General features: G+C 68.7%; 22 protein-coding genes. 12 read left to right on the top strand and 10 right to left on the bottom strand.

All coding sequences use genetic code 11. The annotated features are described in order from the left end of the window. Positions 1–19 precede the first annotated feature (19 nt). The 5 genes from ACTWQF_RS09095 to rocD are packed head-to-tail and all read left to right on the top strand — an operon-like array spanning position 20 to position 6,386. Entirely contained in the window at positions 20–1,495 is a 1,476-nt protein-coding gene (locus tag ACTWQF_RS09095; protein ID WP_443278676.1) for an APC family permease, read from the top strand. Further along, on the top strand, positions 1,492–2,799 hold the full coding sequence (locus ACTWQF_RS09100) for a glutamine synthetase family protein (RefSeq protein WP_443278677.1): 1,308 nt from the start codon (positions 1,492–1,494) through the stop codon (positions 2,797–2,799). Before ACTWQF_RS09095 ends, ACTWQF_RS09100 begins: the two co-directional genes overlap by 4 nt. Then, positions 2,789–3,937: an amidohydrolase family protein gene (locus ACTWQF_RS09105; RefSeq protein WP_443278678.1), complete on the top strand. Its 1,149-nt coding sequence runs from the start codon at positions 2,789–2,791 to the stop codon at positions 3,935–3,937. The genes ACTWQF_RS09100 and ACTWQF_RS09105 overlap by 11 nt, the downstream gene beginning before the upstream one ends. Then, entirely contained in the window at positions 3,934–5,136 is a 1,203-nt protein-coding gene (locus ACTWQF_RS09110; RefSeq protein ID WP_443278679.1) for a M20 metallopeptidase family protein, read from the top strand. Before ACTWQF_RS09105 ends, ACTWQF_RS09110 begins: the two co-directional genes overlap by 4 nt. Continuing rightward, positions 5,133–6,386, top strand: a complete 1,254-nt coding sequence (gene rocD / locus ACTWQF_RS09115) for an ornithine--oxo-acid transaminase (RefSeq protein WP_443278680.1) — start codon at positions 5,133–5,135, stop codon at positions 6,384–6,386. The genes ACTWQF_RS09110 and rocD overlap by 4 nt, the downstream gene beginning before the upstream one ends. A gap of 315 nt (positions 6,387–6,701) precedes the next feature. Here rocD and ACTWQF_RS09120 read toward each other — a convergent pair whose 3' ends face one another. Then, complete coding sequence (locus ACTWQF_RS09120) at positions 6,702–6,818, bottom strand: Hsp20 family protein (RefSeq protein ID WP_443278681.1); 117 nt, start codon at positions 6,816–6,818, stop codon at positions 6,702–6,704. Positions 6,819–7,070: 252 nt separating this feature from the next. Beyond that, positions 7,071–7,358 (bottom strand): DUF1876 domain-containing protein, encoded by a 288-nt coding sequence (locus tag ACTWQF_RS09125; protein WP_443278682.1) that lies wholly within the window; start codon positions 7,356–7,358, stop codon positions 7,071–7,073. A 359-nt stretch (positions 7,359–7,717) separates the two neighbouring features. Between ACTWQF_RS09125 and ACTWQF_RS09130 the strand changes: the two genes are divergently transcribed. The 3 genes from ACTWQF_RS09130 to ACTWQF_RS09140 all read left to right on the top strand — a co-directional run bounded on the left by ACTWQF_RS09130 (position 7,718) and on the right by ACTWQF_RS09140 (position 13,602). Beyond that, complete coding sequence (locus ACTWQF_RS09130) at positions 7,718–9,247, top strand: bifunctional aminoglycoside phosphotransferase/ATP-binding protein (protein WP_443278683.1); 1,530 nt, start codon at positions 7,718–7,720, stop codon at positions 9,245–9,247. Between the two features lie 467 nt (positions 9,248–9,714). Next, a complete protein-coding gene (gene rph / locus ACTWQF_RS09135) occupies positions 9,715–12,351 on the top strand; it encodes a rifamycin-inactivating phosphotransferase (protein ID WP_443278684.1) in 2,637 nt (878 codons plus the stop codon). Positions 12,352–12,537: 186 nt separating this feature from the next. Continuing rightward, complete coding sequence (locus tag ACTWQF_RS09140) at positions 12,538–13,602, top strand: LacI family DNA-binding transcriptional regulator (protein ID WP_443278685.1); 1,065 nt, start codon at positions 12,538–12,540, stop codon at positions 13,600–13,602. Here the strand turns inward: ACTWQF_RS09140 and ACTWQF_RS09145 are convergent. Both ACTWQF_RS09145 and ACTWQF_RS09150 read right to left on the bottom strand, forming a co-directional pair. After that, the gene (locus ACTWQF_RS09145; protein ID WP_443278953.1) at positions 13,565–14,959 is read right to left on the bottom strand and encodes a glycoside hydrolase family 32 protein; all 1,395 of its coding nucleotides are present in this window, start codon (positions 14,957–14,959) and stop codon (positions 13,565–13,567) included. The two genes, ACTWQF_RS09140 and ACTWQF_RS09145, sit on opposite strands and share 38 nt — an antisense overlap. A gap of 5 nt (positions 14,960–14,964) precedes the next feature. Further along, positions 14,965–15,825: a carbohydrate ABC transporter permease gene (locus tag ACTWQF_RS09150; protein ID WP_443278954.1), complete on the bottom strand. Its 861-nt coding sequence runs from the start codon at positions 15,823–15,825 to the stop codon at positions 14,965–14,967. A gap of 211 nt (positions 15,826–16,036) precedes the next feature. Here ACTWQF_RS09150 and ACTWQF_RS09155 point away from each other — a divergent pair, with 211 nt between their 5' ends. After that, entirely contained in the window at positions 16,037–17,245 is a 1,209-nt protein-coding gene (locus ACTWQF_RS09155; RefSeq protein ID WP_443278686.1) for an RNA-guided endonuclease InsQ/TnpB family protein, read from the top strand. 31 nt (positions 17,246–17,276) lie between these two features. Here the strand turns inward: ACTWQF_RS09155 and ACTWQF_RS09160 are convergent, their stop codons facing one another. Then, a complete protein-coding gene (locus ACTWQF_RS09160; RefSeq protein ID WP_443278687.1) occupies positions 17,277–18,251 on the bottom strand; it encodes a carbohydrate ABC transporter permease in 975 nt (324 codons plus the stop codon). Next, positions 18,248–19,657, bottom strand: a complete 1,410-nt coding sequence (locus ACTWQF_RS09165) for an extracellular solute-binding protein (protein ID WP_443278688.1) — start codon at positions 19,655–19,657, stop codon at positions 18,248–18,250. The genes ACTWQF_RS09160 and ACTWQF_RS09165 overlap by 4 nt, the downstream gene beginning before the upstream one ends. A 198-nt stretch (positions 19,658–19,855) precedes the next feature. On the opposite strand from ACTWQF_RS09165, the gene ACTWQF_RS09170 reads away from it, so the two are divergent. Further along, a complete protein-coding gene (locus ACTWQF_RS09170; RefSeq protein WP_443278689.1) occupies positions 19,856–21,445 on the top strand; it encodes a glycoside hydrolase family 32 protein in 1,590 nt (529 codons plus the stop codon). A 107-nt stretch (positions 21,446–21,552) separates the two neighbouring features. Here the strand turns inward: ACTWQF_RS09170 and ACTWQF_RS09175 are convergent, their stop codons facing one another. Genes ACTWQF_RS09175 through ACTWQF_RS09185 form a run of 3 tightly spaced genes read right to left on the bottom strand, consistent with a single transcriptional unit; the run spans position 21,553 to position 23,412 of the window. After that, positions 21,553–21,855, bottom strand: a complete 303-nt coding sequence (locus ACTWQF_RS09175; protein ID WP_443278690.1) for a DUF1330 domain-containing protein — start codon at positions 21,853–21,855, stop codon at positions 21,553–21,555. Next, complete coding sequence (locus ACTWQF_RS09180; protein ID WP_443278691.1) at positions 21,836–23,071, bottom strand: MFS transporter; 1,236 nt, start codon at positions 23,069–23,071, stop codon at positions 21,836–21,838. Before ACTWQF_RS09180 ends, ACTWQF_RS09175 begins: the two co-directional genes overlap by 20 nt. Further along, positions 23,068–23,412, bottom strand: a complete 345-nt coding sequence (locus tag ACTWQF_RS09185; RefSeq protein ID WP_443278692.1) for a VOC family protein — start codon at positions 23,410–23,412, stop codon at positions 23,068–23,070. Before ACTWQF_RS09185 ends, ACTWQF_RS09180 begins: the two co-directional genes overlap by 4 nt. Positions 23,413–23,466: 54 nt before the next feature. Here ACTWQF_RS09185 and ACTWQF_RS09190 point away from each other — a divergent pair, with 54 nt between their 5' ends. Next, positions 23,467–23,910: a MarR family winged helix-turn-helix transcriptional regulator gene (locus ACTWQF_RS09190; RefSeq protein ID WP_443278693.1), complete on the top strand. Its 444-nt coding sequence runs from the start codon at positions 23,467–23,469 to the stop codon at positions 23,908–23,910. Positions 23,911–24,271: 361 nt separating this feature from the next. Continuing rightward, the gene (locus tag ACTWQF_RS09195) at positions 24,272–24,754 is read left to right on the top strand and encodes a hypothetical protein (protein ID WP_443278694.1); all 483 of its coding nucleotides are present in this window, start codon (positions 24,272–24,274) and stop codon (positions 24,752–24,754) included. Positions 24,755–24,989: 235 nt separating this feature from the next. Here the strand turns inward: ACTWQF_RS09195 and ACTWQF_RS09200 are convergent, their stop codons facing one another. Next, on the bottom strand, positions 24,990–25,940 hold the full coding sequence (locus ACTWQF_RS09200; RefSeq protein ID WP_443278955.1) for a hypothetical protein: 951 nt from the start codon (positions 25,938–25,940) through the stop codon (positions 24,990–24,992). Positions 25,941–25,949 lie beyond the last annotated feature (9 nt).

Genomic DNA, 25,949 nt, shown 5'->3' on the forward strand with positions numbered 1-25,949 from the left:
TCCTGCTCGGGAGTACGTCGTGCCCGATCACCCTCATACCCCACGTAAACTGCGTCTCTGGGAGGCGTTGGCTCTCTCCGTCGGCCTCATGGGCCCCACCCTGGCGATGGGTATCAACGGCGCGGGAGTCGCGGCCACGGTGGGCAAGGCGGTGCCTCTCGTCTTCCTGCTCGGCCTCCTCGGCGTCGCTGTCGTCGGCTACGGCTTCTGGCGGCTGACCCAGAACTTCCACCACGCCGGATCCGTCTACGCCCTGGCCGGGGCTACCATCGGACCCCGCGCTGGGTTCTTCGGCGGCTTCGCTCTGCTGGGCGCCTACCTTGCCTTCCTCGTGTGCACCCTCGCCGCGACCGGCGTCTTCGCCCACGCGTTCTTGCACGCCCTCGGTGTGACGTCCGCAGGCCCCTGGGCTGCCGTGGCCATCGCCGCCGGCGTGGGTGTCACCGTGCTCAACGCACGTGACACCCGGGTCACTGCCCGCACTCTGCTGGTCGTCGAAGGCATCGGCATCGTGGCCATGCTTTTGCTCGCGGTCGTCGTGCTCGGTCGCACGAGCACCGGGTCAGCCCCTCGCCACCAGCCGTTCGACCTGTCGGTGTTCACACCCGGCACAGCCAGCTATGGCGCCGTGATGACCGCGACCGTCTTCGCCTTCTTGTCCTGGGCCGGGTTCGAAGCCTGCGCGTCCCTGGGGGAGGAGACCGATGACCCCCGGCGCAACATCCCCCGTGCCCTGGCGGGCAGCGTGTTGCTCACCGGCGTCCTTTACATCCTGATGATGTTCGTCCAGACCATCGGATTCGGCACCGACGACGAGGGAGTGAGTGCGTTCGCCGGGGCGGAGTCAGCGCTGGTGACGCTCTCCGACAGCTACATAGGCACCTGGTTCTCGCTCGTCGTCGCCTTTACCGCGGTGGCCTCCGCCTTCGCTGCCGCGCTGTCCTCGTCCGCCGCGGCCTCCCGCATGGTCCTCGCCCTGGCCCGCGACGGTTTCGGGCCGGCGGCACTGGCCCGGACCGATCCCGCCACCGGCGCACCCACCAGGGCCCTGTGGCTGTGTGGCGGAGTGGGAGGCGCACTGGCCGCGGGCATGTACGGCCTGGGCACCTCCGCGTTCGACACCTACTACTGGTACGCGACCATCGGCGTGTTGTGTGTCCTGGTGGTCTACGCCCTCGCCGGAATCGGCGTCATCGTCTTCACCCTCTCGGGCCGCGGCACCATCCCCCGCCGCGAACTGCCCATCCCCCTCATCGGCCTGGGCTACCTCTGCTTCGTCTTCTTCAAGCAGGCCGTGGGGCACAGCGCGCCCTACAGCTACTTCCCCTGGGTCACCGCCGCCTGGTGCCTGACCGGCGTCGCCATCGTCCTGCTCGCGCCCTCGCTCGCACGGCGCATCGGCACCCGCCTCACCAGTGAGCTGAACGGGACCACCGGCGGCGAACAGGAACAGGGCCCCGCGCCGACCGCTGACAACACAAAGGTGACTTCATGACCTTCCTCGCCGACGGCTCCACCACGGTCTTCGTCGCCACCTGCGACCTGGCCGGGCTGGTGCGGGGCCGATCAGTGCCCTCTGCCGCACACGACGCGGTGCTGCGCAGCGGCACCGGCTGGGTACCCGCGAACCTCGCCATCTCCTCCTTCGGGCCGATCGCCCCCGACAACGTCTTCGGCTCCCGCGGCGACCTGCGGCTGGTCCCCGACGCTGCCACCGCGGTCGGCATACCGGCAGACGGCACCGATCCCGGCATGCTGCTCTACCTTGCGGACCAGACCTTGCCGGACGGGCAGCCCTGGCCCTGCTGCCCACGTACCGTCTTGCGCGACGCCCTGACAGAACTGCGCGAACGCACCGGTCTGGAGGTCGTCGCAGCCTTCGAGCATGAATTCGTCCTCGGCGGACTGACCGAGAGCGCCCCGTTCTCGCTGCGCCGCTTCAGGGACGCCGAACCCTTCGGTACGGACCTGGTGCGGCTGTTGGAGCACGCCGGTCTTGAGCCGGAGACATGGATTCCCGAGTACGGCGACGGCCAGTTCGAGCTCACCCTGCGCCCCTCCGAAGCCCTGGTCGCGGCCGACCGCGCCGTCCTTCTCAAGGAACTCGTCCGTGACCTGGCCCGGCGCAGAGGGCTGCCCGTCACCTTCTCCCCCCTCCTTGCCGGCGCCGGAGTCGGGAACGGTGTGCACATCCATCTGAGTCTGCGCGACGCTTCCGGACGCCCCGCCCTCTACGACCCGCAGCGCCCCGGACGGCTCTCCGCCACCGGTGCCCAGTTCAGCGCCGGGATCCTCGCCCACGCCCCCGCCCTCGCGGGCCTGACCGCACCCAGTCCGGTGTCCTTCCTGCGCCTGACGCCTCACCGCTGGAGTGCCGGTGGGGTGTTCCTGGCCGAGCACAACCGCGAGGCGCTGCTGCGCATCTGCCCCACCACTGCACTGGGTGGCTCTGACCCCGGCGCCCAGTTCAACCTCGAATACCGGGCTGCCGACGCCACCGCCAACCCCTGGCTCGCTCTGGCCGTCCTGGTCCGCGCCGGTCTGGCGGGCCTGACCGGCCACTACGACGAGCCCATCGTGTGGCCGGAGGACACCGACGACGCCGGGCTCGCCCATGTCCCATCCCTGCCTGCGAGCCTCGACGAGGCCCTGGACGCCCTGGAGAAGGACCACACCGTCCGGTCCTGGTTCGACCCTCAGCTCCTGGCCACCCACCTGTCCGTCAAACGGTCCGAACTCGCCCAACTCGACGGCATGGACGACGCTGAGCGCATCCGGAGGGTGCGGAATGTCTACTGACCTGCTCGTAGCGGAGATCGAACAGCTTCCCCTCATCGACCATCACGTACACGGCGCTCTGCGTGATGAAGTCGACCGTGCCGCACTGGAGCATCTGCTCACCGAGTCCGACCGCCCGGTCCCCCCGTGGATGACGCAGTTCGACTCACAGATCGGCTTCGCAATCCGCCGTTGGTGCGCCCCCGTTCTCGGTCTTGCACCGCATGCCGATCCTGTTGCCTATCTGGCTCGGCGCCGCGAACTCGGCACGGAGGAGGTCAACCGCAGGTTTCTCGGGGCCTCCGGCGTCGGACACTACCTGCTGGAGACCGGCTACAAGGGGGAAGACATCCTCGACGTCCAGGGCATGGCCACCGCCTCCGGCCGCCGCGTCGACGAGGTGGTGCGCCTGGAGACCGTGCTGGAAGACGTGGTGCGCGCCGGTGTCACAGCCGCCGCCCTCCCTGACCGGTTCCGCGAGACCCTGGCCGCGCGCACGGCCACCGCGGTCGGTCTCAAGAGCATCATCGCCTACCGCCACGGCTTCGACTTCGACCCCGGACGTCCCGCCGACATTGAGGTAGCCGCTGCGGCGGACCCCTGGCTCGCCGCGTGCGAAGACACCGGCACAATCCGCGTCGACGACCCGGTCCTGCTGCGCTTCATCCTGTGGTGCGGTGTCGACCGCGGTCTGCCGATCCAGCTGCACGCCGGGTACGGCGATCCGGACGTCGAGCTCCATCGGTGCGACCCGCTGTTGCTCACCCGCTTCATCAAGAACGTGGAACCGCACGGCACCGACCTCTTGCTGCTGCACTGTTACCCCTTCCAGCGCAACGCGGGCTATCTCGCCCAGGTCTTCCCGCACGTGTACTTCGATGTCGGGCTCGGCATCAACTACACCGGGGTGCGCTCCGATGCCGTCATCGCCGAGTCACTGGAACTCGCCCCGTTCGCCAAGATCCTCTTCTCCTCGGACGCCTGGGGGCCGCCCGAACTGCACCACCTTGGGGCCCTGCTGTGGCGGCGCGGTATGGCCAAAGCCCTCACCACATGGACCGACAGCGGGGAATGGGCCTTCGACGACGCCCTCAAGGTGGTGCGCATGATCGGCCACGACAATGCCTGCCGCGTCTATCGGCTGGAGACCGCGGAATGAACGAGCACCACCTCGCCACGCTGGCCGCCGCGCTGGAGGCGGAACTGCCGGCCGCTGTGGAGTTGCGCCACCGCATTCACGCAAGGCCCTGCCTGTCCGGTGCCGAAGCTCCCACCCGCGATCTCCTGCTCGCCGCACTGCCCGCCGGTTCCACCACCAAGGTCGCCGATACCGGGGCCGTCGTCCGTGTCGGTGGCCCCGGGCCCGCCGTCGCGGTACGAGGCGAACTCGACGCGCTCGCCGTGCAGGAGACAACGGGTGCACCGTGGGCGTCCGAACACCCGGGCATCATGCACGCCTGCGGCCACGACGTGCATCTGGCCGCGCTCACCGCTCTCGCCCGCGCCGTCGACCGGACCGGTGGCCCCGCCCCGCTGCTGGCGGTCCTGCAACCGAGGGAGGAGACCTACCCTTCCGGTGCCCAGAGCATCGTCGAAGACGGCCTTCTCGACCGCGAGTTGTGCCAGGCCGTGATAGGGGCGCACCTCCAGCCGCTGCTGCCGCCCGGCACCGTCGCCTGCACCCCCGGGGGAGTCAACGCCTCGGCTGACGAGTTCACCCTCACGGTGCGTGGCCAGGGCGGTCACGCCGCCTACCCGCACCGCACCCGCGATCCCGTCGTCGCGCTGGCCCACGTCGTCGTCGCCCTGCAGAGCCTGGTAAGCCGTGGCGCCGACCCGATGTCACATGTCGTGCTGAGCGTGGGCACCCTTGCGGCGGGTACGGCCGCCAACGTCATTCCCGGCACCGCCGAAGCCCGCGGCACGCTGCGGACGCTGCACGACGGCGACCGCCACACCCTGCACCGGAGGCTGGCCGAGGTCGCGAAGCTGGTGGCACAGACCCACGGCTGCACCGCAGAGGTGACCATCGAGCACGGAGAGCCCGTCCTCCACAACGACGAAGCGCTGACCGCCGCGACCCTGCCCCTGCTCGGCAGCCTCGGCCTGCGCACCGGTGGCGACTTGAGGTCGGCAGGCTCGGACGACTTCTCCTTCTACTGCGAACGCCTGCCCTCGCTGATGTTGTTCGTGGGCACCCGCGGGGGCTCCGAACAGCTGCATTCACCCACCTTCATGCCTGCCGACGAGCGGATACGCGATGTCGCCCGCGCCCTGCTCGCCGGCTACCTGGCCGCAGCCGAACCAACCGCCTGCCCCCCCCGACACCTCGCACAAGCACCAAGGACCCCGCTATGACCACCACCAGTACGCACACCCACCCCACGCCCGACTCGAACACTGCCCATCATCTGTCCCTGGCCGAGACGGCGATCGCCCACAACTACCGTCCCCTTCCCGTGGTGCTGGCTTCAGGTGAGGGCGCCTGGGTCAGCGATGTCGAAGGCCGCTGCTACCTGGACTGCCTCGCGGGATACTCGGCCATCAACTTCGGCCATGGCCACCCCCGGTTGCTGGCCGCGGCCCGCGAGCAGCTCGAACGCATCACCCTGACCAGCCGGGCCTTCCACAACGACCGCCTCGGCCCCTTCTGCCAGGACCTGGCCGACCTCGCGGGCATGGATGCGGTCCTGCCGATGAACACCGGCGCCGAGGCTGTCGAAACCGCCATCAAGGTCGCGCGCAAATGGGGCCGCGAACGCAAGGGCGTTGCCCCGGACCACGCCACCATCATCGTCGCCGACGGCAACTTCCATGGCCGCACCACCACCATTGTCAGCTTCTCCTCCGACCCCGTCGCCCGCGACGGATTCGGCCCCTTCACACCCGGCTTCCGCACAGTCCCCTTCGGCGACGCCGCAGCCCTGGAGAACGCCGTCGACGAGAGCACCGTGGCCGTACTGCTCGAACCCATCCAAGGCGAAGCCGGCGTACTCATCCCGCCGCCGGGCTACCTGCAGCGCGTACGCGAGATATGCAGCCGCGAGAACGTGCTCTTCATCGCTGACGAAATCCAGTCAGGACTGGGCCGTACCGGCACCACGTTCGCCTGCGATATCGAGGACGTCACCCCTGACGTCTACGTACTCGGCAAAGCTCTCGGCGGCGGAATCGTGCCCGTCTCCGCGGTCGTCTCCCGCCATGACGTCCTCGGTGTGATCGGTCCTGGCAGTCACGGTTCCACCTTCGGTGGCAACCCGCTGGCCGCCGCCGTCGGCCACGCCGTCGTCGAGTTGCTGCGCAGCGGCGACTACCAGGCACGGGCAGCCAAACTGGGTAAACAGCTCCATGACCGGCTCGAATCCCTGATCGGGCACGGCGCCGTCGCCGTCCGGTGCAGCGGCCTGTGGGCCGGCATCGACATCGCCCCTGCCCTCATGACCGGACGGCAGGCGTGTGAAGCACTGCTGGCCCGGTCGGTTCTCGCCAAGGACACCCACGGCTCCACCATTCGTCTCGCCCCACCTCTCACCATTGGCCCCGACGAGCTCGACTGGATGTGCGAGCAGTTGGCCGCGGTTCTGACGGGGCCAGGGTCGGCGATCTGAGTCAGGGATTCCTCGGCGGCAGGCGGCGACTCTGTCGAGGATCTCGTCGTCGTTCGGGAAGGGTCCGTCGGGAAAGGACCCCGCAAGAGGCACCTCGTTGACGGCCTACTTCACACAGACGCTGGTCGGCCGACGGGCCCTGGGAAAGGATCTTCGCGGCGTCGTGGCTCTTCCATCGAAGGCGCGGCGAACGTCCACTTCGCCGTCTGACCGAACTCGTCACTACTGCTCGACCCGTCGGAGGCGAGGGGGAGCGGACCGACCGGCGGGGCGCCCTCGGCGGATGTCCCGGTTCAGGGGCCGGTCCGCTCCGACTCAGTCAGTGATCTCCATGCGCTGCGCCTTCCCTTTCTCGGCCTTGGGGGCGCTCATTGTGAGGATCCCGCTGGTCAGCTCCGCGCTGATGTGCTCGGCATCGGGGGTCGGCGGCAATCATGCGGCAGCCGAACCGCCCGATGCCGCGGGTGCGGCTGCGGGCTGCTCGGTGCGTTCCCGCTGCGTGACTCACCGTGGACATCGAGATCAACGTCGGCGACCTCCACGGTGATCTGGTCCTTCCCCATGCCGGGAGCTCCGGTTCCACCAGGTAGGCGTCCTCGGTCTCCTCGACGCTGGCCAGCGGCGCCCACGGCTCGTCCCGCTACAAGCGGTCGGGACGGGGCTGATTTACCTGTGCCGAGGTCGTCACGTGAGCCATCCGGTGACCTGGCGGTCCCTCGGCCGGGGTGCGCCTACGCCTTGGACGTCGCGCTCGGCAATGTTCAGCAGCTGCTGGGCGAGGTCGCGCATGGCCCTGCCCGCCGCCAGTTCGTCGCCGATCTCCGGCACGTTTGTATCCGCCGGGTGGCAGTGCGCGGATCCATGGCCGGTGAGCGCTGTGGCGCCGGTGTCCAGTACTACGTCTGCCTTCGTCGCTCCCTCGTCGTCCTCGAAGAGGTCGAGACGAACCTTCCATTCCGTGGTGCGTGCCATGACTCTCTCCTCACCTGCTTACGGAACGATGTGGACTGGATACGGACTGTTCTGAGGTCAGGCCGTGCGAGAAAGTGACACCGGTCCGTGCGCGGCGCAGTGGCTCGGATGCGTACGGCGAGTGCTGTGAACTCACAGCCAGCCTCCAGAGGGTCGCTGGTCCGTCGATTCCATTATCGAACGGCAGCGGCTTCGGTCGCAGGGCCGAAAGTCCGGCAGACGCTTCCTGTCCCTCCGCCACCGTCCACATGCGCCGCGGAGGGGATTGGGGTATTCCTCGACTGAGAGAGATCTACCGTCACTTTCGGTTTCCTTCGCGACGGAGGACGTCGCCATGCAATGCTTCTGGTCCGCTTCTCATGACTGAGCGTGGCGCCCGCGGGGAGTCGGCACCGCCGGAGCCGCGGGCGGACGTGTGCGAGACGCACACCGCCATCGTGTTCTTCGCCGGCGATCGCGCCTACAAGCTCAAGAAGCCGGTGGACCTGGGATTCCTGGACTACACGACGGTGACGGCTCGCCGGGTCGCGTGCGAGCGCGAGATCGCCCTCAACCGCCGCTTCGCCCCCGATGTCTATCCGGGCCTCGGCGAGATCCACACCCCCGGTGCTGAGGCGCCCGAACCGCTCGTGGTGATGCGCCGCATGCCTGCGGACCGCCGCCTCTCCCGGCTGGTACGAGAGGGGGCCGCTGTCGATGACGTCCTCCGGGCCGTGGCACGGCAGCTCGCCGCGTGGCACACGAAGGCGCCCCGCGGCCGGGAGGTGGCTGAACAGGGCACGCGGGACGCGCTGTCCTCGCGCTGGGAGGCCGGCTTCGCGCAGGTCCGCCCAATGGCCGCCGAGGGTCTCGTTCCCGAAGGAGTGGAGGAGATCGAGCGGCTGGTACGCCGCTATCTCGCCGGCCGCAGAAGGCTGTTCGACTCCCGTATCGAGCAGGGGCGGGTGGTCGACGGCCACGGCGATCTGCTCGCCGAGGACATCTTCTGCCTCGCCGACGGCCCCCGTATCCTCGACTGCCTGGAGTTCGACGATCAACTCCGCTACGTCGACGGCCTGGATGACGCCGCCTTCCTCGCCATGGACCTGGAACAGCTCGGCGCCCCGGAGGCCGCGGCGTACTTTCTCGCCCAGTACAGCGAGTACTCCGGCGACTCCGCGCCCTCTTCCCTGCGGCATCACTACGTCGCCTATCGCGCGTTCGTCCGCGTCAAGGTCTCCCTGATCCAGGCACGCCAGGGCGCGCCTGGCGCGGAGGGGGCGGCACGACGGCTGGCCGCGGCTGCGCTGCGTCACCTGCGCACCTCCGCCGTCTGCCTGACGCTTGTGGGCGGACTGCCGGGCAGCGGGAAGTCCACCCTCTCCGGTGCACTGGCGGACCGGTTGGGGGTCACGCTGCTGAGCAGCGACCGCCTCCGCAAGGAGCTGGCGGGTATCCCCGCGGAGCAGTCCGCTGCCGCCGACTACGGCGAGGGCCTGTACACGCCGGAGTGGACAGCCAGGACTTACGCCACCCTGCTCGACCACGCAGCCACCCTGCTGTCCTCCGGCGAGTCCGTCGTGCTGGACGCCACCTGGTCCGATCCGGGACAGCGCGAGGCGGCACTGCGGGTGGCCGAACGTACCAGCGCCGACCTGGTGGCCCTGCACTGCCACGTGCCGGACGACGTGTCAGCGGCCCGCCTCAGCACCCGCACCGCCGGACCGTCCGACGCCGACCTCGACGTGGCCACCGCCATGGCGGCCGGGGAAGCGCCGTGGCCCGAAGCGGTCGCGATCGACACCAGCGGTCCGCTGGAGTCCGCAGTCGCCCAGGCCCTGGCAGCCGTACGCCTATGGGGCACCAGCCAGGCCCCGGTCTTCCGCCGCCCCTACATGGAACCGGACTGAGGCAGCCGGACCACGACCGGGCCCCTGAGCGCGCGCCCGCCCTCGGCGGCCTCGGCACCGGTCGGCAGAGTCGGCAAAGGAAAAGGCAAGGAGAGCTCTCTCCTTGCCACTCTCAACGTATAGCGCGCTGGGGGACTTGCCGCAAGACCCGGGTCACGGAGCAGAATCGTCGGCCGATGCCACAACCTGCGGCAATGGGGGAACGACGTGCGTGAGTTGTTGTCGACGTATGAGGGACGCGGTGACGTCGAACCAGCGGTGGGACCGGCAGTGCAGTTGCGGGTGCTCGGCGCGGAGGTGGAGGGGTGCGCGCCGCCCAAGAGGGCGGAGCGGCCGGCCGACTCGTCAGAGGGAAGGCCACCAGGCGTGAGGACGTGCCCGACACGAGGTTCGGCAGAGTTGGAGGCGCCGGTTGTTCGATCGGCCACCGCAGTGCAACGGAGGACGGCGGCCGCGGAGGTAGCGCAATGATCGAGCAGTACGTGTTGGATCTTCAAGAGCTTGACGAGGCGCAGGTCGCGGTCGTTGGCGGCAAGGGCGCGCAACTGGGCGGGCTGTCGCGGATCGAAGGCATCCGCGTGCCGGGTGGCTTTTGCGTGACGACGGACGCCTTCCGGCGGATCATGGCGGAAGCGCCGTCGATCGACGATCGGCTCGATCAGTTGTCGCGCTTGAACCCGGACGACCGGGAGGCGATCCGCACGCTCAGCGCGCAGATTCGCCGGACCATCGAGGGGGTCGCTGTCCCGGGCGATCTCGCGGCGGCGATCACCGGCGCGCTCGCCCAGCTCGGCGAACAAGCCGCCTACGCCGTACGGTCCAGCGCGACGGCAGAGGACCTGCCGACGGCCTCCTTCGCCGGCCAGCAGGACACGTACCTGAACGTCGTGGGGCCGACGGCGATCCTCCAGCACGTCAGCCGGTGCTGGGCCTCGCTGTTCACCGAGCGGGCCGTGACCTACCGACGGCGGAACGGCATCGACCACCGTGCGGTCCACATGGCCGTGGTCGTGCAGCAGATGGTCTTCCCGCATGCGGCCGGCATCCTGTTCACGGCCGACCCCGTCACGGGCAACCGGAAGGTCGCCACCGTGGACGCCGGCTTCGGCCTCGGTGAGGCATCGGTCTCCGGCCTGGTGAACCCGGACGTCTTCAAGGTCCGACACGGCGAAGTCGTCGCCAAGTCGATCGCCGCCAAACAGCGTGCCGTTCGCGCCCTGCCGGCCGGCGGTACGCAGGAAGTAGTGATCGACTCGCAGCGGCAGGAGCAGCCGGCGCTGACGGATGCGCAGGTCATGCAACTCGTGCAGCTCGGGCAGCGGATCGAAGCGCACTTCGGCCGCCCGCAGGACATCGAATGGTGCCTGGTCGACGATGGCTTCCGGATCGTTCAGAGCCGGCCGATCACGACGCTGTTCCCCATCCCCGAGACCGGCGACCAGGAGAATCACGTCTACGTCTCCGTCGGCCATCAGCAGATGATGACCGACCCCATGAAGCCCTTGGGGCTCTCCATATGGCAGCTGACGGCCATGGCGCCGATGCACGAGGCCGGTGGGAGGCTGTTCGTCGACGTCACCCGGCGCCTGGCCTCGCCAGCGAGCCGCGCCGGCCTCCTGGACGTCATGGGGAGAGGCGATCCGCTGGTCAGGAACGCGCTGGAGACCGTCCTCGACCGCGACGATTTCCTCCCGTCGCTCCCGGACGCGGGTCCCGGCGGGCCTCCCCCAGGCCCGGGGGGCCAGGGAGGTACCCCCACCAGCGGTGCGTCCGCCCCGATCGAGACCGATCCGGCCCTCGTCGCAGAGCTGATCGAGCGCAGTCGGGCGTCCATCGCCGCCCTGGAGCGCGACATCCGGACGAAGACCGGACCGGCGCTGTTCGACTTCCTGCTGGAGGCCTTCGAGGAGCACAAGCGAGTCCTCAGTGATCCGCCGAACCTTCAGGCGATCACGGCGGGGATGGAGGCCACATGGTGGCTCAACGACAAGCTGCAGGAGTGGCTGGGGGAGAAGAACGCGGCTGACACGCTCACGCTGTCCGCCCCCGACAACGTCACTTCGGAGATGGGACTGGTGCTGCTCGACGTCGCGGATGTGATCCGCCCGCATCCGGAGGTGGTGGCGTTCCTGCAGAGCGTCGAGTACGTCGAGGACGAGGACTTCCTGGACGAGCTGGCGAAGCTCGCGGGCGGGACCGAAGCGCGCGACGCCATCGAGACCTACCTCGACCGGTACGGCATGCGCTGCGTCGGCGAGATCGACATCACGAGACCACGTTGGCGCGAGCGCCCCACCACGCTCGTGCCCGTGATCCTCGACAACGTCAGGAACTTCGAACCGGGCGCCGCCGAGCGGCACTTCGAGCAAGGACGGCAGAAGGCGCAGAAGAAGGAACAGGACGTGCTGTCACGCCTGCGGGCCCTGCCGGACGGGGGCCGGAAAGCCGACGAGACCAAGCGGATGATCGACCGGGTCCGAACCTTCATCGGGTACCGGGAGTACCCGAAGTACGGCATCGTCAGCCGCTACTTCGTCTACAAGCAGGCCCTGCTGGCGGAGGCCGAGCGCCTCGTGCAGGCAGGCGTGCTTCCGGCGAAGGAGGACATCTTCTACCTCACGTTCCAGGAACTCCACGACGTCGTACGCTCGAACCAGGTGGACGACCAGCTCATCCAGCAGCGCAAGGACGCGTTCCGGTCGTACCACGCACTCACACCGCCCCGGGTGCTCACATCGGACGGTGAGGCCGTCACCGGGGCGTACCGGCGCGACGACGTGCCGGCCGGCGCCCTGATCGGCCTACCGGTTTCCGCCGGGACCATCGAGGGAAGGGCCCGCGTCATCCTTGACATGGCGGAGGCCGATCTCGAAGCGGGCGACATCCTGGTCACGACCTTCACGGACCCCAGCTGGTCGCCGCTGTTCGTCGGGATCGCGGGCCTGGTGACGGAGGTGGGCGGCCTGATGACCCATGGCGCAGTGATCGCCCGGGAGTACGGCTTGCCGGCCGTCGTCGGCGTGGAGCAGGCCACCCGGCTGATCCGGGACGGGCAGCGGATCCGCGTGCACGGAACCGACGGGTACGTCGAGATCCTGCCTTGACCGACCACACCGAGAAGCCGAGGGACGGCGGTTGGACGTCCACGGTCGCACGACGACCTGCACCCCGGCGTGCCGAGGCCGGCGGCTGTTCCACCGCGGTGTCCCATGCGGTCTGCGGCGGCGGGCTCCGCAACATCTCCCGCGGGTAGGCTTTGCCTGATCAGGCAAAGTCGGCGGGGACGAGGCATGGGCGGGGTCGAGAAGACGCGGGGTGGCGGGGCTGAGCGGGCGACCTCGCGGGATGTCGCCCGGCTTGCCGGGGTGTCGCACACGGCCGTGTCCTTCGTCTTCAACGGGCGTGCCCAGGGCAACCTCTCCGCCGAGACGCAGGAGAAGATCCGCAAGGCAGCCGCACAGCTCGGCTACCGGCCGAACGCGGTCGCCCGTGGCCTGCGCCGACGTCGTACCGCCGTGATCGGTCTGGTCACGGACCAGATCGCCACATCGCCGTTCGCCGGGCGGCTGCTGCGCGGGGCCATGGACATGGCGTGGAACAGCGAGCATCTGGTGCTCACCGTCGACTCCGGGCAGGACCCGGTCACCGAGGACGCGGCCGTCGCCGAACTGCTCGACCGGAGGGTCGACGGGATCATCTACGCCGCGCTGTCGTTGCGCCGCGCCCGAGTCCCCGAAGGGCTGCACCGCACGTTCGCCGTGCTCGCCAACTGTCTCCCCGAGGACGGCTCCCTCCCGGCCGTCATCCCCGCCGAGCGGGCCGGTGGCCGCAGCGCCGCGCGCGTCCTCCTCGACGCGGGCCACCGCCGTGTCGCTGTGGTGGGTGGTCTGGACGACATCGCAACCGCAGAGCGGCTGCGCGGCTTCCGGGACGCGCTGCGGGCGGTGGGGCTGACCGCCGAGAAGGACTGGATCCTGCGGACGGGAGGGGAGATCGCCGCCGGGTACGAGGGAGCGCTGCGGTTGCTGGACCGTGTTCCCGCCGACCGGCGGCCCTCGGGGATCGTCTGTTACAACGACCGGGTCGCCGCGGGCGTCCTCCACGCTGCCGCGCGCCTGGGCCTTGATGTGCCCGCCGATCTGTCCGTCGTCGGCTACGACGACCAGGAGCACATGGCCGCATTCCTCAGCCCGCCCCTCACCACGGTCGCGCTGCCCCATCGCGCGATGGGAGAGACGGCCGCCCGCCTGCTCCTGGACGCCATCGACAGCGGGACCTCGCCGCCCCTCACCACCCGGCGGCTGGAGTGCCCCGTCGTCATGCGGGGCTCGGTGGGGCCAGCGCCCAGCCCGTGACCTCGACGTCCGTCCCCGACACGGCCAGCTCCGCGACGTCGTCGTCGCGTCGGTACACCCGTTCCGTGGCCATCGCCCGGTCGCCCGCGAACAGTTCCAGAAGGGAGCCGTCCACGAGGATCCGTACGGTGAGGGTCTCGCCCGGCGGGGTCGGCAGGATAAGGGGGGCCGTGCCGTCCGGGCGGGAGCGTGGCCAGGCCGTGCGGTCCAGGGTCACCACGCCGGACACCGGGTCGAGTCGCACGGTCAGTTCGGCTCCGGACGCGGCCCGCAGCAGACTCACGTTCGCCGCCGACCGGGCGGTCACCAGCAGATCGTACGAGAGGGGGAGCGGGTGCGGTCCGGGTGCGGACGTGAACGGGACGGCCGCTCGAAGCAGTTCGAGCTCCGCGGCCGGTGCGACTCGCAGCGTGCCGTCCTCATGGGTGTCCACCACGCGTGGCGCCGTGAGAACTCCGGACCAGCCCACGCGGTCCACGTCCTCGCGAGGGCGTGACTCCCAGGACCAGCCCCAGAGCAGGGTGCGGCCGGACTCCGTGTCCTGGAGGACGGAGGGGGCGTAGAAGTCACGGCCGAGGTCCAGAGGGCCGCCCGTACCGGCCAGGAACCTCAATCCGCCGTCCCCCTCCTCCACCAGATGCCCCGTAAGGTACGCGGTGCTCAGCGGGTCGCCGTCCCACAGCGCCACCGCCAGCACCAAGTCACCCCCGGCGGTCTCCCACATCTGCGGGCACTCCCAGCCGATCGCCCGCGTACCGAAGGCGCGGGCCGCCGCCGCGTCCCGGCCGTCCAGCAGGACCCCGGCGAACCGCCATGCGTACAGGTCCTCACAGTCGTACACCAGGACGGATGGGGTGCCGTCGGCGTGGCCGGAACCCACCAGCGCCCAGCGGCGTCCGGCGAAGCGGAAGACGAACGGGTCCCGGAACATCGTCACGTCCAGGCCGGGTGGCGGGCCGACGACCACCGGCACCGGCAGTTGCTTCCACTCCTGAAGGCCATCGTCCTCCGCCACGGCGAGACAGATCGCGCTCAGGGCCTGGCGGTCGTGGTCGATCCCGGAGTACACCGCTGTCGGTACACCACCGTCGTCCACCACGCAGCCGGACCAGCAGCCCGCCTCGTCCGGGCCGCCGGGCGTCGGCCGCAGGGCGATCCCGTGGTCGTCCCAGTGGGCGAGGTCGGGGCTGGAGGCGTGGCCCCAGTGGACGTTCGCATGGACGGGGGCGTCGGGGTTGTGCTGGTAGAAGAGGTGGTATCGACCGCCCCAGCGGAACGGCCCGTTCGGGTCGTTCATCCAGTTGGCCGGCGGGCGGACCCGGAAGCGCGGGCTGTGGGCGTCGGTCGACCGGCTCACGGAACTCAACGATTGACTCCTGCGGATGTGATGCCCTCGCGCAGAGGGCGTTGGCCGACGACGAACACGACGACGGCGGGAATCATGGAGAGAACGACTCCGGCGAGAACGACGGAGACCGAGCCGGTGCCGAGGTTGCCCTGGAGGGAGACCAGGCCCAGTGGCAGCGTGAGGTTCTCGGTGGAGGTTTCGAGGATCAGCGGCCGGAAGAACTCGTTCCAGTGGTAGTTGAAGGCCAGTACGCCGACGATGGCGAGACCGGGTGCCGCCAAGGGGGCGTACACGGACCGGAAGACGCGCCACGGGCCCGCGCCGTCGATCATCGCCGCCTCGCCCAGATCCTTCGGCATGCCCAGGAAGTACTGACGCATCAGAAAGGTGCCGAAGGCCGTCGGGAAGGCCGGGACGATGAGGCCGAGCAGGGTGTCGGTCAGACCCATCGCCTTCAGTTCCAGGAAGACCGGGACGATCGTGACCTGCAAGGGAACCATCATCGTGGCCAGGACCAGCGCGAACAGCGGCTTCTTGAAGCGGAATTCGAGGCGGGCGAAGGCATAACCCGCCAGGCCCGCAGTGATCATCTGACCGACCGCGATCAGCGCGGTCACCAAGGTGGAGTTCAGCGCGTACAGCCAGACGTCGATCTGGTCGAAAACCCCGCGGTAGGCGTCGACGGTGGGGTCCGCGGGGATGATCTTCGGCGGCAGGTCGAAGGACTCCGCCGGCGTGCGCAGTGACGTCGACACCGTCCAGATGACCGGGCCGAGCGTCAACAGGGCGCACAGCGCCAGGCCGGCGATCCGGGCCCAGAGCGCCAGGCCGTGCCGTACGCGTGACGCGGTGGGGCTCGTGCGGGGACCCGGCATCGAATCCGATGCCAAGCCCGACGTCGAACCCGAGAGGGAACTCGTACTCATTGGGGCTCTCCTTCGTGGATACTCCCGGCTCCAGCCTGGGGAGGAAACGTGGCTCCCGCGGAGCGGGGCAGGGGAAGGTGAATCGCCTTCAGGGTGGTTCGGCGTCCGCCGACCGCTACCCGACCCTTTCGCTCACATGGAACCTGATAAAATGTGAGACATGACGCAGCAGGTCAAGCGGGCGTTCAAGTACCGCTTTTACCCCTCGAATGAGCAGGCAGCTGAGCTGTTGCGCACGTTCGGCTGCGCTCGTCTCGTGTACAACAAGGCTCTGGAGGAGCGCACTCGGGCGTGGTACGGCGAGCAGCGCCGGGTCTCCTACGTGCAGTCCTCCGCCGCGCTGACGGAGTGGAAGAAGACGGAAGAGCTGGCCTTCCTGACGGAGGTCTCCTCCGTCCCGCTCCAGCAGGCGCTCCGCCATCTTCAGACGGCGTTCGGGAACTTCTTCGCCAAGCGGGCCAAGTACCCCCGGTACAAGTCGCGGAAGAAGTCCCGTGCGTCGGCCGAGTACACGCGCAGCGCGTTCAAGTGGCGTGACGGGCAGCTGACGCTGGCGAAGATGGCGGAGCCTCTGGACATCCGCTGGTCGCGTCCCCTGCCTGCGGGTGCGGAGCCGACCACGGCGACCGTCTCGCGTGACGCGGCGGGCCGCTGGTTCGTCTCGATGCTCGTCGAGGACACCATCACTCCGTCCCCCGCCACGGACTCGGCGGTCGGCCTGGACGCCGGGATCACATCCCTGGTGACCCTGTCCACCGGGGAGAAGGTCGCCAACCCGAAGCACGAGCGCCGTGACCGCGCCCGCTTGGCCCGCGCGCAGCGGGAGCTGTCCCGCAAGGCGAAGGGCTCGGCGAACCGGGAGAAGGCCCGCTGCAACGTGGCCCGCGTGCACGCGCGTATCGCCGACCGGCGCCGGGACTTCCTCCACAAGCTTTCGACTCGTCTCGTCCGTGAGAACCAAACGGTCGTGATCGAGGACCTCACCGTCCGTAACCTGCTGAAGAACGGCAAGCTCGCGCGCGCCATCTCCGACGCGGCCTGGACGGACCTCCGCATGATGCTGGAGTACAAGTGCGCCTGGTACGGGCGCGAACTCGTCGTGATCGACCGCTGGTTCCCCAGTTCCAAGCTGTGCGGGAACTGCGGCACGGTCCGCGGGAAACTGCCGCTGAATGTCCGCGAGTGGACGTGCGGCTGCGGCACCGTGCATGACCGCGACGTGAACGCGGCACGCAACATCCTGGCCGCCGGGCTGGCGGCGTCTGCCTGTGGAGACGGTGTAAGACCTCAACGGGAGTCCTCCCGGACGGGGCAATCGTCGGTGAAGCAGGAAACCCAGCGGGCGACCGCTGGAATCCCCCGCCTTTAGGCAGGGGAGGAAGCCAACTGACTCACCCGGCTCACTGGTAGTGGACGTAACGCCGGCTGAGCCGGAACTGGAGTGCGGTAACCGCCATGATCAGGGCGAAGAGCAGGACGCCGACGGCGGACGCCTCGCCGAAGCGGAGCTGCTCGAAGGCCGTCTCGTAGATGACCATCACGACCGTGCGCGTCGAGTTGCCGGGACCACCGGCCGTGAGAACGTACGGCTGCTCGAAGACCTGGAGGGCGTTGATGATGCCGACCACGGACGCCACCAGCAGCGTGGGCGACAGCAGCGGCAGGGTGATGGAGAGGTGCTTGCGCACCCCGCTCGCACCGTCCAGCGAAGCCGCCTCGTGCACCTCTCTCGGGATGTTGTTCAGTCCGCCGACGAACAGCAGGAACGAAAAGCCGAACTGCTGCCAGACGTACGCCACGACCACGGCCGCCATCGCCCCGTTCTCCGAGGTCAGCCAGGGGACCGAGGGGATACCGACCGTGCCCAGCAGCCAGTTCACGGGGCCGAAGTCCTGATTGAACAGGTACTTCATCACCACCGAGATGGACGCGGCGGACAGCACCAGAGGGAAGAAGAACGCCGAACGGAACACGGACCGCAGCCACTTGGGCATCCGGCCGTTCACCGTGATCGCCAGCACGAGCGCGATCAGCAGCTGCAGCGCGACCGCGAGCACCATGAAGACTAGCGTGTTGCGGAAGGAGACAAGGACCGTCGAGTCGGTCAGGATCTCACGGTAGTTGGTCCCTCCGGCCCACCGCGGGTCCTCGATCACGTCCCACTGGAAGAGGCTGAGGACGACCGAGCCGACGATCGGTACGACCGTGAAGACGACGATGCCGACGACGGTGGGCGCGAGGAACAGTATGGCGAGCAGGCGGGCGCCCCGGGTGCGGGCGGTGGGGGCCATGGACTCGGACGACTTACGGGTCTGACGGGTCGTGCGGGTACGGGCGGGCTCCGGTCTTACGGGCCTGATCTCGGTGTTCGTCACACTTCACGCTCCATGGCCTTCTCCAGGTCCCCCTGCAGCCGGCGCAGCGCGGGGCGCACCGCGCCGGGGCTCGCAAGGGCGGTTCCGGTGTGCTTGATCAGCAGCTGCTCGACTTCGTTGACCTGCGGCGGGGCCGGGATCGGGCCGGTGGTGGGGATCTTGTCGAGGGTGTCGTAGAAGACCTTCCAGTGGGCCGGGCCGGTCTCCCGGTAGCGGGCCCCGTCGACCATGGAGCGGCGGGCCGGAGTGGTCTGGTTGGCTGCGAAGAGCCGGGTCATCGCGTCCTTGCGGACGGTGTACTTGATGAACTCCCATGCCTCGTCCCGCATCTTCGACGTGCGCAGCAGCGCGTACCCGGCGGCGCCGAACTGGTGACGTCGCGTGCGCCAGCGCGGGAAGTACCGGACGTCGTAGTCGGTCGGTTTCATGCCGGCCTGATGCAGGCCGCCCGCCCAGAAGCCGCCCGCGGGCGTGACACCGACGCGGCCGGTGGAGAAGACGCCGACGAGGTTCCGGCCGTCGCCGCCCTCCGGCCGGGTGCACAGGTCCTCCTGGATGAGGGAGGCGAGGTAGTCGTAGACCTCCGCGACGCGGTCGGAGTCGGCCTGGGGTGCCGTCCACCGGTAGCCGCCACCCCGGCCGCGCCGCTCCGCCTCGGGGTAGAAGGAGTTCCAGAGCCAGTCGCCCCCGGGGGCCTTGGACTCGGCGAGGAGGTTGGTGCCGTTGGCGAAGAGCCAGGGGACCACTCCGCCCCACAGACGGTTGGTCCAGAAGTACGGGGTGAACCGGGCGCCGTTGCTGCGTTTCATCCCTCTCAGCAGCGCGGTGAAGTCGTCGCGGGTCCAGTCGTCGTCGGGGAGGTCGGCGCCCGCGCGTTCGAGTACCCGGTTGTTGAGGTACATGTCGGCCGCGTTGAACTCGACCGGCAGCTGGTAGAGGCTCCCCTCGTACATCATCGACTCGACCAGCGAGGGATGGACGTCGGCGAAGTACGCGCGCAGCTCGGCCGCATCCCGCTTCGCCCACCCGTCCAGCGGTACGCCGAGCCGCCGGGCGAAGAGCTGCACGCCCTCGGTGGCGACGTACACGAGGTCGGGTGCTGTGCCCGCGGCGATCTGAGTGAGGATCTTGGAGAAGAAGTCCGCCCAGTCGTAGGCCTGTACGGGGTTGATACGGATCTTGATGTCGGGGTGGACCTCGCGGAATCCGTCGCGCAGGGCGCGTTGCGCCTCGGGGTTGAAGGCGGAGCCCATGGTGGCGATGACGAGCGAGCCGTCGTCGCGGCCGGGGATGTCGGCGGCGGTGAGGCGGTCCCAGCCGGCCGCGACACCGGCGAGAGCGGCGGCTCCGGCGCCGTACGCGCCGTAGCGCATCAGGGCCCGGCGGGGGAGGAGCGAGTCGGTCATCGACGTGCCTAACTCGTGTTAGCCGAAGTTTTGTTCCCCGATGATGAGAACCCCGTCAGGGCTCTGTCAAGGGAGGTGTGCCGATGGGAAGTTACGTGGACGGACGGTGCACGAGGGCTTGACCTTTAACGAGTTAGGTATACGGTCCGGTCCACATGAGCCGCGTCCCGACGACGACGTCGGGGAAGGGAGCCACACATGCGTGGCATGAAGAGGAGTTCGCTGGGTCCAGGAGGGACTCTGTCCAGGCGGTCGCTGCTGACGGCCTCGGCTGTCGGCGCCGCCGGTGCTCTGCTGCCGGATCTCGTGAGACCGGCGGTGGCGGTGCCCCGCGAGGCGACGGCCGCGTGCACGGGCAGCTACCGCGCCGAGTACCACTTCACGGTCCCCGATCAGTGGATGAACGACCCGCAGCGCCCGATCTGGATCAACGGCGAGTACCACTACTACTACCTCTACAACCCCGACTACTTGACGGGCGGCACGACGGCCGGCACCACCTGGCGCCTGGCCACCAGCACCGACCTCGTCTCCTTCACCGACCGAGGCGTCGCCGTGCCGAAGGACACGACCCCCAACGGCGATGTCTGGTCCGGCTCGGCGGTGGTCGACACGGACGACACGGCGGGCTTCGGCGCCGGCGCGGTGATCGTCATCGCCACCATGGCGCCCGACGAGATCAACCAGGCGCAGTACCTGTACTACTCGACGGACGGCGGCCGCACCTTCACGAATCACGGCACCGCCCCGGTCCTCCCCAACCCCGGCGTACGGGACTTCCGCGACCCCAAGGTGATCCGCGACGAGGAGCGCGGGCGGTGGGTGATGGCGCTTGCCGAGAACGACAAAGTGGGCTTCTACCACTCCGCCGACCTCAAGGCGTGGACGTACGTCAGCGGCTTCATCAAGGGCGGCATCGGCGTCCTGGAGTGCCCCGACCTGTTCCGCATCAGGGCGGACGACGGGACCTGGAAGTGGGTACTGGGCGTCAGCGCCAATGGCAAGGGTTCCGGGCTGCCGAGCACGTTCGCGTACTGGACGGGTTCCTTCGACGGCGCGACCTTCACCGCCGACGCGTCCGATCCCCAGTGGCTGGACCACGGCTGGGATTGGTATGCGGCGGTCACCTTCGACAAACGTGACGCGAACGGGGTCCTGGACCCGGCCGCACGGTACGCGATCGGATGGATGAACCACTGGGACTACGCGAACACCACACCCACGATCGAGTGCGACGGCTTCAACGGCACCGACTCGATCGTCCGCGAGGTGCGGCTGAGGCACGCGTCGTCGGATACGTACTACCTGGCGTCCCAGCCGGTGGCGGCCCTGGATGACCATGCGTCGCGCACGGTGAACCTCGGCGACATCACGGTCGACGGCACGCGGCTGCTCGACTACACGGGTACCGCGTACGAGCTGACCTGTGAGATCAGCTGGGACCAACTGGTCGGCGCCGGGATCCAGTTGCGGCGGTCATCGGACGGAGAGCGGCACATCGACGCGGGGATCTACGGCGACTACGCGTTCGTCAACCGCGGTTACACCGTCAGTCCCGACACCTCCGGCCGCTGGCAGGAGAGCCGGACGCCCTTCGACCTGTCTGCCCGTACGGTCCGCCTGCGTATCCTCGTCGACCGCACGTCCGTCGAGATGTTCGTCGGCGACGGCCGGTACGTGCACTCGACCGAGGCTTTCCCCGACCCGTCCGACACAGAACTGGCGCTGTTCACGATCGACGGGCAGGCGGTATTCCGGAACACGGTGATCCGGGAGTTCACGGTCTGATCCGACGTGAGGTGGCCGGGGGGACAATGACGGAGGCCCGGCGTACCCGCCTGACCAGCAAAGACGATCAGGTTGGATGCATATGCGACGCCGGGCGACAGCGACCGCTACCCAAATACCCCCTCGACGAGAAGAAGCCGCCGTTCCGGGGCTGCCTTCCGGACCTCAAGCGCCTCCGCATGCTTGGAAGACGCGTACCACTCCTTGACCCGATCGGTATCCGGGAACTCGACGACGACCACTCGCTGAGAAGAGGGCCAGGTACCCTCCACGGCTTCGGGCAAAGCACCGCGGACGGCAGAGCGACCGCCGTAGCGACGAATGGAATCCTCCGCCAACCTCCGGTAGCTGTCCGCGAGTTCCTCGTCCAGCACCTCAACCTCAGAGATCTCAAAGCGCTGGCTGATCACGGGAGTACTCGGGTGCACCGGGCGAAGGTTTCGCCTGGGCGGCTCGCCCCTCGGCGAGAGTGACTGTGGTGGCGACCACCGCCAGCACGGCAGCGGGAAGGCCTAGCAGGGTGACCGACAGCCAGTCCTGGGAGAAGCCGCCAAGTACGCCACCCACCGCGACGCCCACGTAGATTGCGGAGGAGTTGAGGCCAAAGAGCATTGGTGCTGAGGCCGGCGCGATCGAGATCAGCCGGTGTTGTTGAACCACCGAAGCCATTCCATCAGTTGCTCCCCAGACGGCGGCCCAGACGGACGCGATCGTCAGGTGACTCACGGTGAGTGGGCTGATCGCGAGCAGCACTGTGCCGCCGGCGAGCGCGGCGATTGCGACCCCGAGCGCCGGGCGCTTGTCCACCAGGTAGCCGGCGAAGAAGTTGCCGGCCAGGACTCCGTCGCCCCAGGCGAACAGGATCAGGGTGAGGGCCTGGGGGAACGATCCTGTCGTGGCTTCGGCGGTCATTGCGCCGATATAGGTGTAGACGGTGTAGTGGCCGGCCATCACGAGAAGCGTCGCCACCAAGATGGTGAGCACCTTGGGCTGCCGCAGTGGAGCCAGGCGGGCGGTCAGGCTCGTCGCGGGCAGCACCACCGTGGGCAACGACACTGAGATGCCGATCGCAGCAACGACGCCCAGAGCGGCCACAGCCCACAGCGTGAGGCGCCAGTCGACGCTACCGATCAAGTTGCCCAGTGGCATGCCCAGCGCGGTGGACAGGGTCAATCCACCGATGACCAGCGCCATCGCACGCCCCCGACGCTCCGCGGGCGTGATCGCGACGGCTGCGCTCGAGGCGGTGGCCGTGATCGTGGCCGCCCCGAGCGCGGCGAGAATCCGGGCCGACAGCGCGATCGGATAGTTCGGGCTCAGTGCGGTCGCGACATTGCCAAGGACGAACACGATGAGCGCCAGCTGCAAAGCCTTACGGCGATCCAGCGGGCTCAGAAGCCAGCTCAGAACCGGCGCCGCGACAGCAAGCGTCAACGCGAATGCCGTCACCAGCTGCCCAGCAGCCGGGACGCTCACCCCTAGGTCACCGGCAATGGCAGGCAGGAGCCCGGCCATCACGAACGCGTCGGTACCCACCGCGAAAGTGGCTAACGCCAGTGGAAGCAACAGCCTCACCGCGTGACGGGACCCCTGTTGCACCGCCACACCGTCATCGGTGCGATTCACGCTTGGTCCCCTGCCTCTTGGGACAGGCTGAACTTCACGCCCTGAACATCGGTGCAGTGAGCGTACGCACCGGATGGGATGGTGACCGGGTCCTCTGCCGTACCGCCGAGTTCGCGTACCCGGGCGACGGCGGCCTCGATGTCGTCGACGGCGAAGAAGATCCGCGGGTGTCGTGACGAGTCATCGTGCGGGGAGCCGCCCATCGGCTCGGGCCCCTGGATCATCGAGTAACCCGGGAAGTTGCCCTCGTAGAACGTCCAGCCGAACAGCGAGCCCCAGAACCGCTGGGTCGCTGCGATGTCGCTGCTCGGCAGCTCGAAGTACGTGACTTGTCCACTCATGCCTGTGCCCCTCATGTCAGTGTTCTGACATCCACCGTATGTCAGACTGCTGACATGGAGCAAGCAGAGACGGTTGGCGACCTTGAACTGTCGGTGGGCTACGTCCTCAAGCAGGTGCACGCCTCACTGCGCACCGCGATGGACGAGGCCCTGCGGCCGCTGGACCTGACCGTCCCCCAATACGCATGCCTCGAACTGCTCGGCCGGCATCCTGGGCTGTCCAACTCCGAACTCGCCCGCCGCGCATTCGTCACCCGCCAGTCGATGAACCTCGTCGTTCGCCGACTACAAGAACGCGAGCTGCTCACGCGGCCTGATCAGGCGCCCCAAGGACGAACACTGCCGACCACGCTTACTCAGGACGGACAGACGACGCTGCGCAAGGCCAGCGTTGCCGTGCGCGCCGCAGAAAAGCAGCTGTTCTCGCCGTTGTCCCATGAGCAGCAACGCCGACTCCGCGAGGACCTCGCCGCCTGCGTCTCCACTCCCACCACCTAACCCCTGACAGGACCACGTCTTCACACCGCCGGTGTCGAAACTCGCCGACATTCCCCTGCGCGGATGTTCTCCTGGTGTCGAAACTGATCGACACTCGGTGTCACACCTGACCGATACCTGCACGTCATGGACGCGCGGGGCGACGTGGAGATGCCGGAGTACAACGGCCGCGAGGAACTGAACCTCACCAACGCCGAAATGCTGCTTACCGGCGTCGGCGAGGAAGCGCGCGCCGCCGTCCACGGCCGCGAAGACGCCCGCTGCTGGACGCGCGCTCCAGCTGGACATGCGGTCCAGGCCGGTCTGCGGTTCGCCCCTGGGGCAGTGACGGGGCCCTGCTTGATCGTTAACGTTTGGCGCCATGGGAGCGATGGGGGTAGCTGAGGAACTGTACGGGCGGGTGCTGGACGCAGTTGCTGGGACGCCGTACCGGATGGTCCGAACAGAGCGAGGGTTCGATCTGACGGTGGACGTCCACGAGCCGCGGCGGACCGAGAAACAGTGGACGTATCGTGTCCAGTTGCGTGCGGAGGGAAAGGTCTACACGTTGACGGACGTGGTGCGCACAGTTGAGTACGGGCCGGGGGGAATGCGGAAGCGAACGGAGACGTCCGTCGGGCGCAGCCTGTACAAGACCAGATACAGAGCGGTGGACGGAACCGAGTACAGCTTCTCGTCGGCCGATGGGCACCGCCTGATCCGGGGTATCGCCGAGGAGTTGGGGTGGCAGGAACAGCGGCCGGCGAGCGTGACGGGTGCTCTTTGGGCCGGGGTCGCCGGCGGGGTGGTGGCGTTGGGCGTCCTGATTGCCCTCGCGGTCGCTTACCTTCTCGGGATGTTCTGATGGGCAGGTCTGCCTGAGACGGTCCGCTCTTCGACTTCCCACCCGGCTCGAAGAACCGCCGCTCAGCGAACCGCCACGACGTGGGCCGCGTCCTCGCGGCGGCGAAGCAACCCTCACCCGGCCGCCGACTGCCTTCCAGGACTTCCTGGACCAGCACGCAGATCCCTCGACCGAAGTTCAGGTGAGCCGGCAGCCGCTGACATCGACAGATTCAAGGTCCCCGACAGAGTCAAGCTCAGTGCCGAGTGTGTTTTGTGTCCTCACCAGCGATCAGGGCCGCGCGCAGTCGTTCGTATGTGGGAGCCAGTCGACGCAGACCAGCCGCGAGCGCCTTGTCGTCGCCTGACACGAGCGCCCCTTGCAGGCCACCGACGATACGAGCCTGCTCTGCGGCGATGGCCGCGCCGGCGTCGAGGTCGAGGGAAAACAGGCAGGCTGCCAGGTCGTTGTGACGGCGGGCGCCTACCCGCACCGCGAATGCCTGCCACAGTAGCCTGATCTCGGGATCCAACCCGTCCTCCACCAGCCGGGCGGTGCGCTCGGCGGCCTCGGCCTGTCCCAGCGTGCCGGGAGTGGTCTCCACGTCCGTCCGTCCGGCCAGCCAGGCCAGCCCGCCGGGAAGGGCGCGCAGCAACGCCTCCTTCGGGGTGACCTGCTGGCGCCGCGTGAACCTGTGCCGCATCCGGAAGGGCCGCCCCAGATAGGGGATCAACTCCCCGCGCCATGCCTGGGTGAAGGCATCGACCGGAAGCGTGGCATACGGGTAACCCTGCGGGTCGTGTACGAGCACGGTGTCGTCGCCCACCTCCAACACCACCAGGTAGTGGTCGGCGCCAACTGCCTTGCCCGACCCGGGTTGGTATGACAGCAGTCCGAGCTCAAGCGGCCCGGCCAGCACAGGGCCGTCCTGACAGGCCTGCCGCAGCCGATCGAGAGCATCCGAGACCGTCCCCCCGTCCACGCGATCGCACTCCCAGCCGAGTAGGCCGATTGCGTCGCCGAGCCCAATCTCGGGGTCCCAGCCGAATGAGTCGAACAGTGGCAGCCGCCCACCGATCAACTGCATCCCGTACGGGGAGCCCGTCAGGACCTCGATCACAGCCGGAGGCGGCGCCTGGCCGGCGAGGATCATCGCCAGGGAGTTGGCGTAGCAGTACGGACCGGACCCAACATAGGTGAAAGACATGCCCCGCAC

It is taken from the genome of Streptomyces sp. 8N114, assembly GCF_052245835.1.
In the GTDB taxonomy this organism is placed as follows: Bacteria; Actinomycetota; Actinomycetes; order Streptomycetales; family Streptomycetaceae; genus Streptomyces.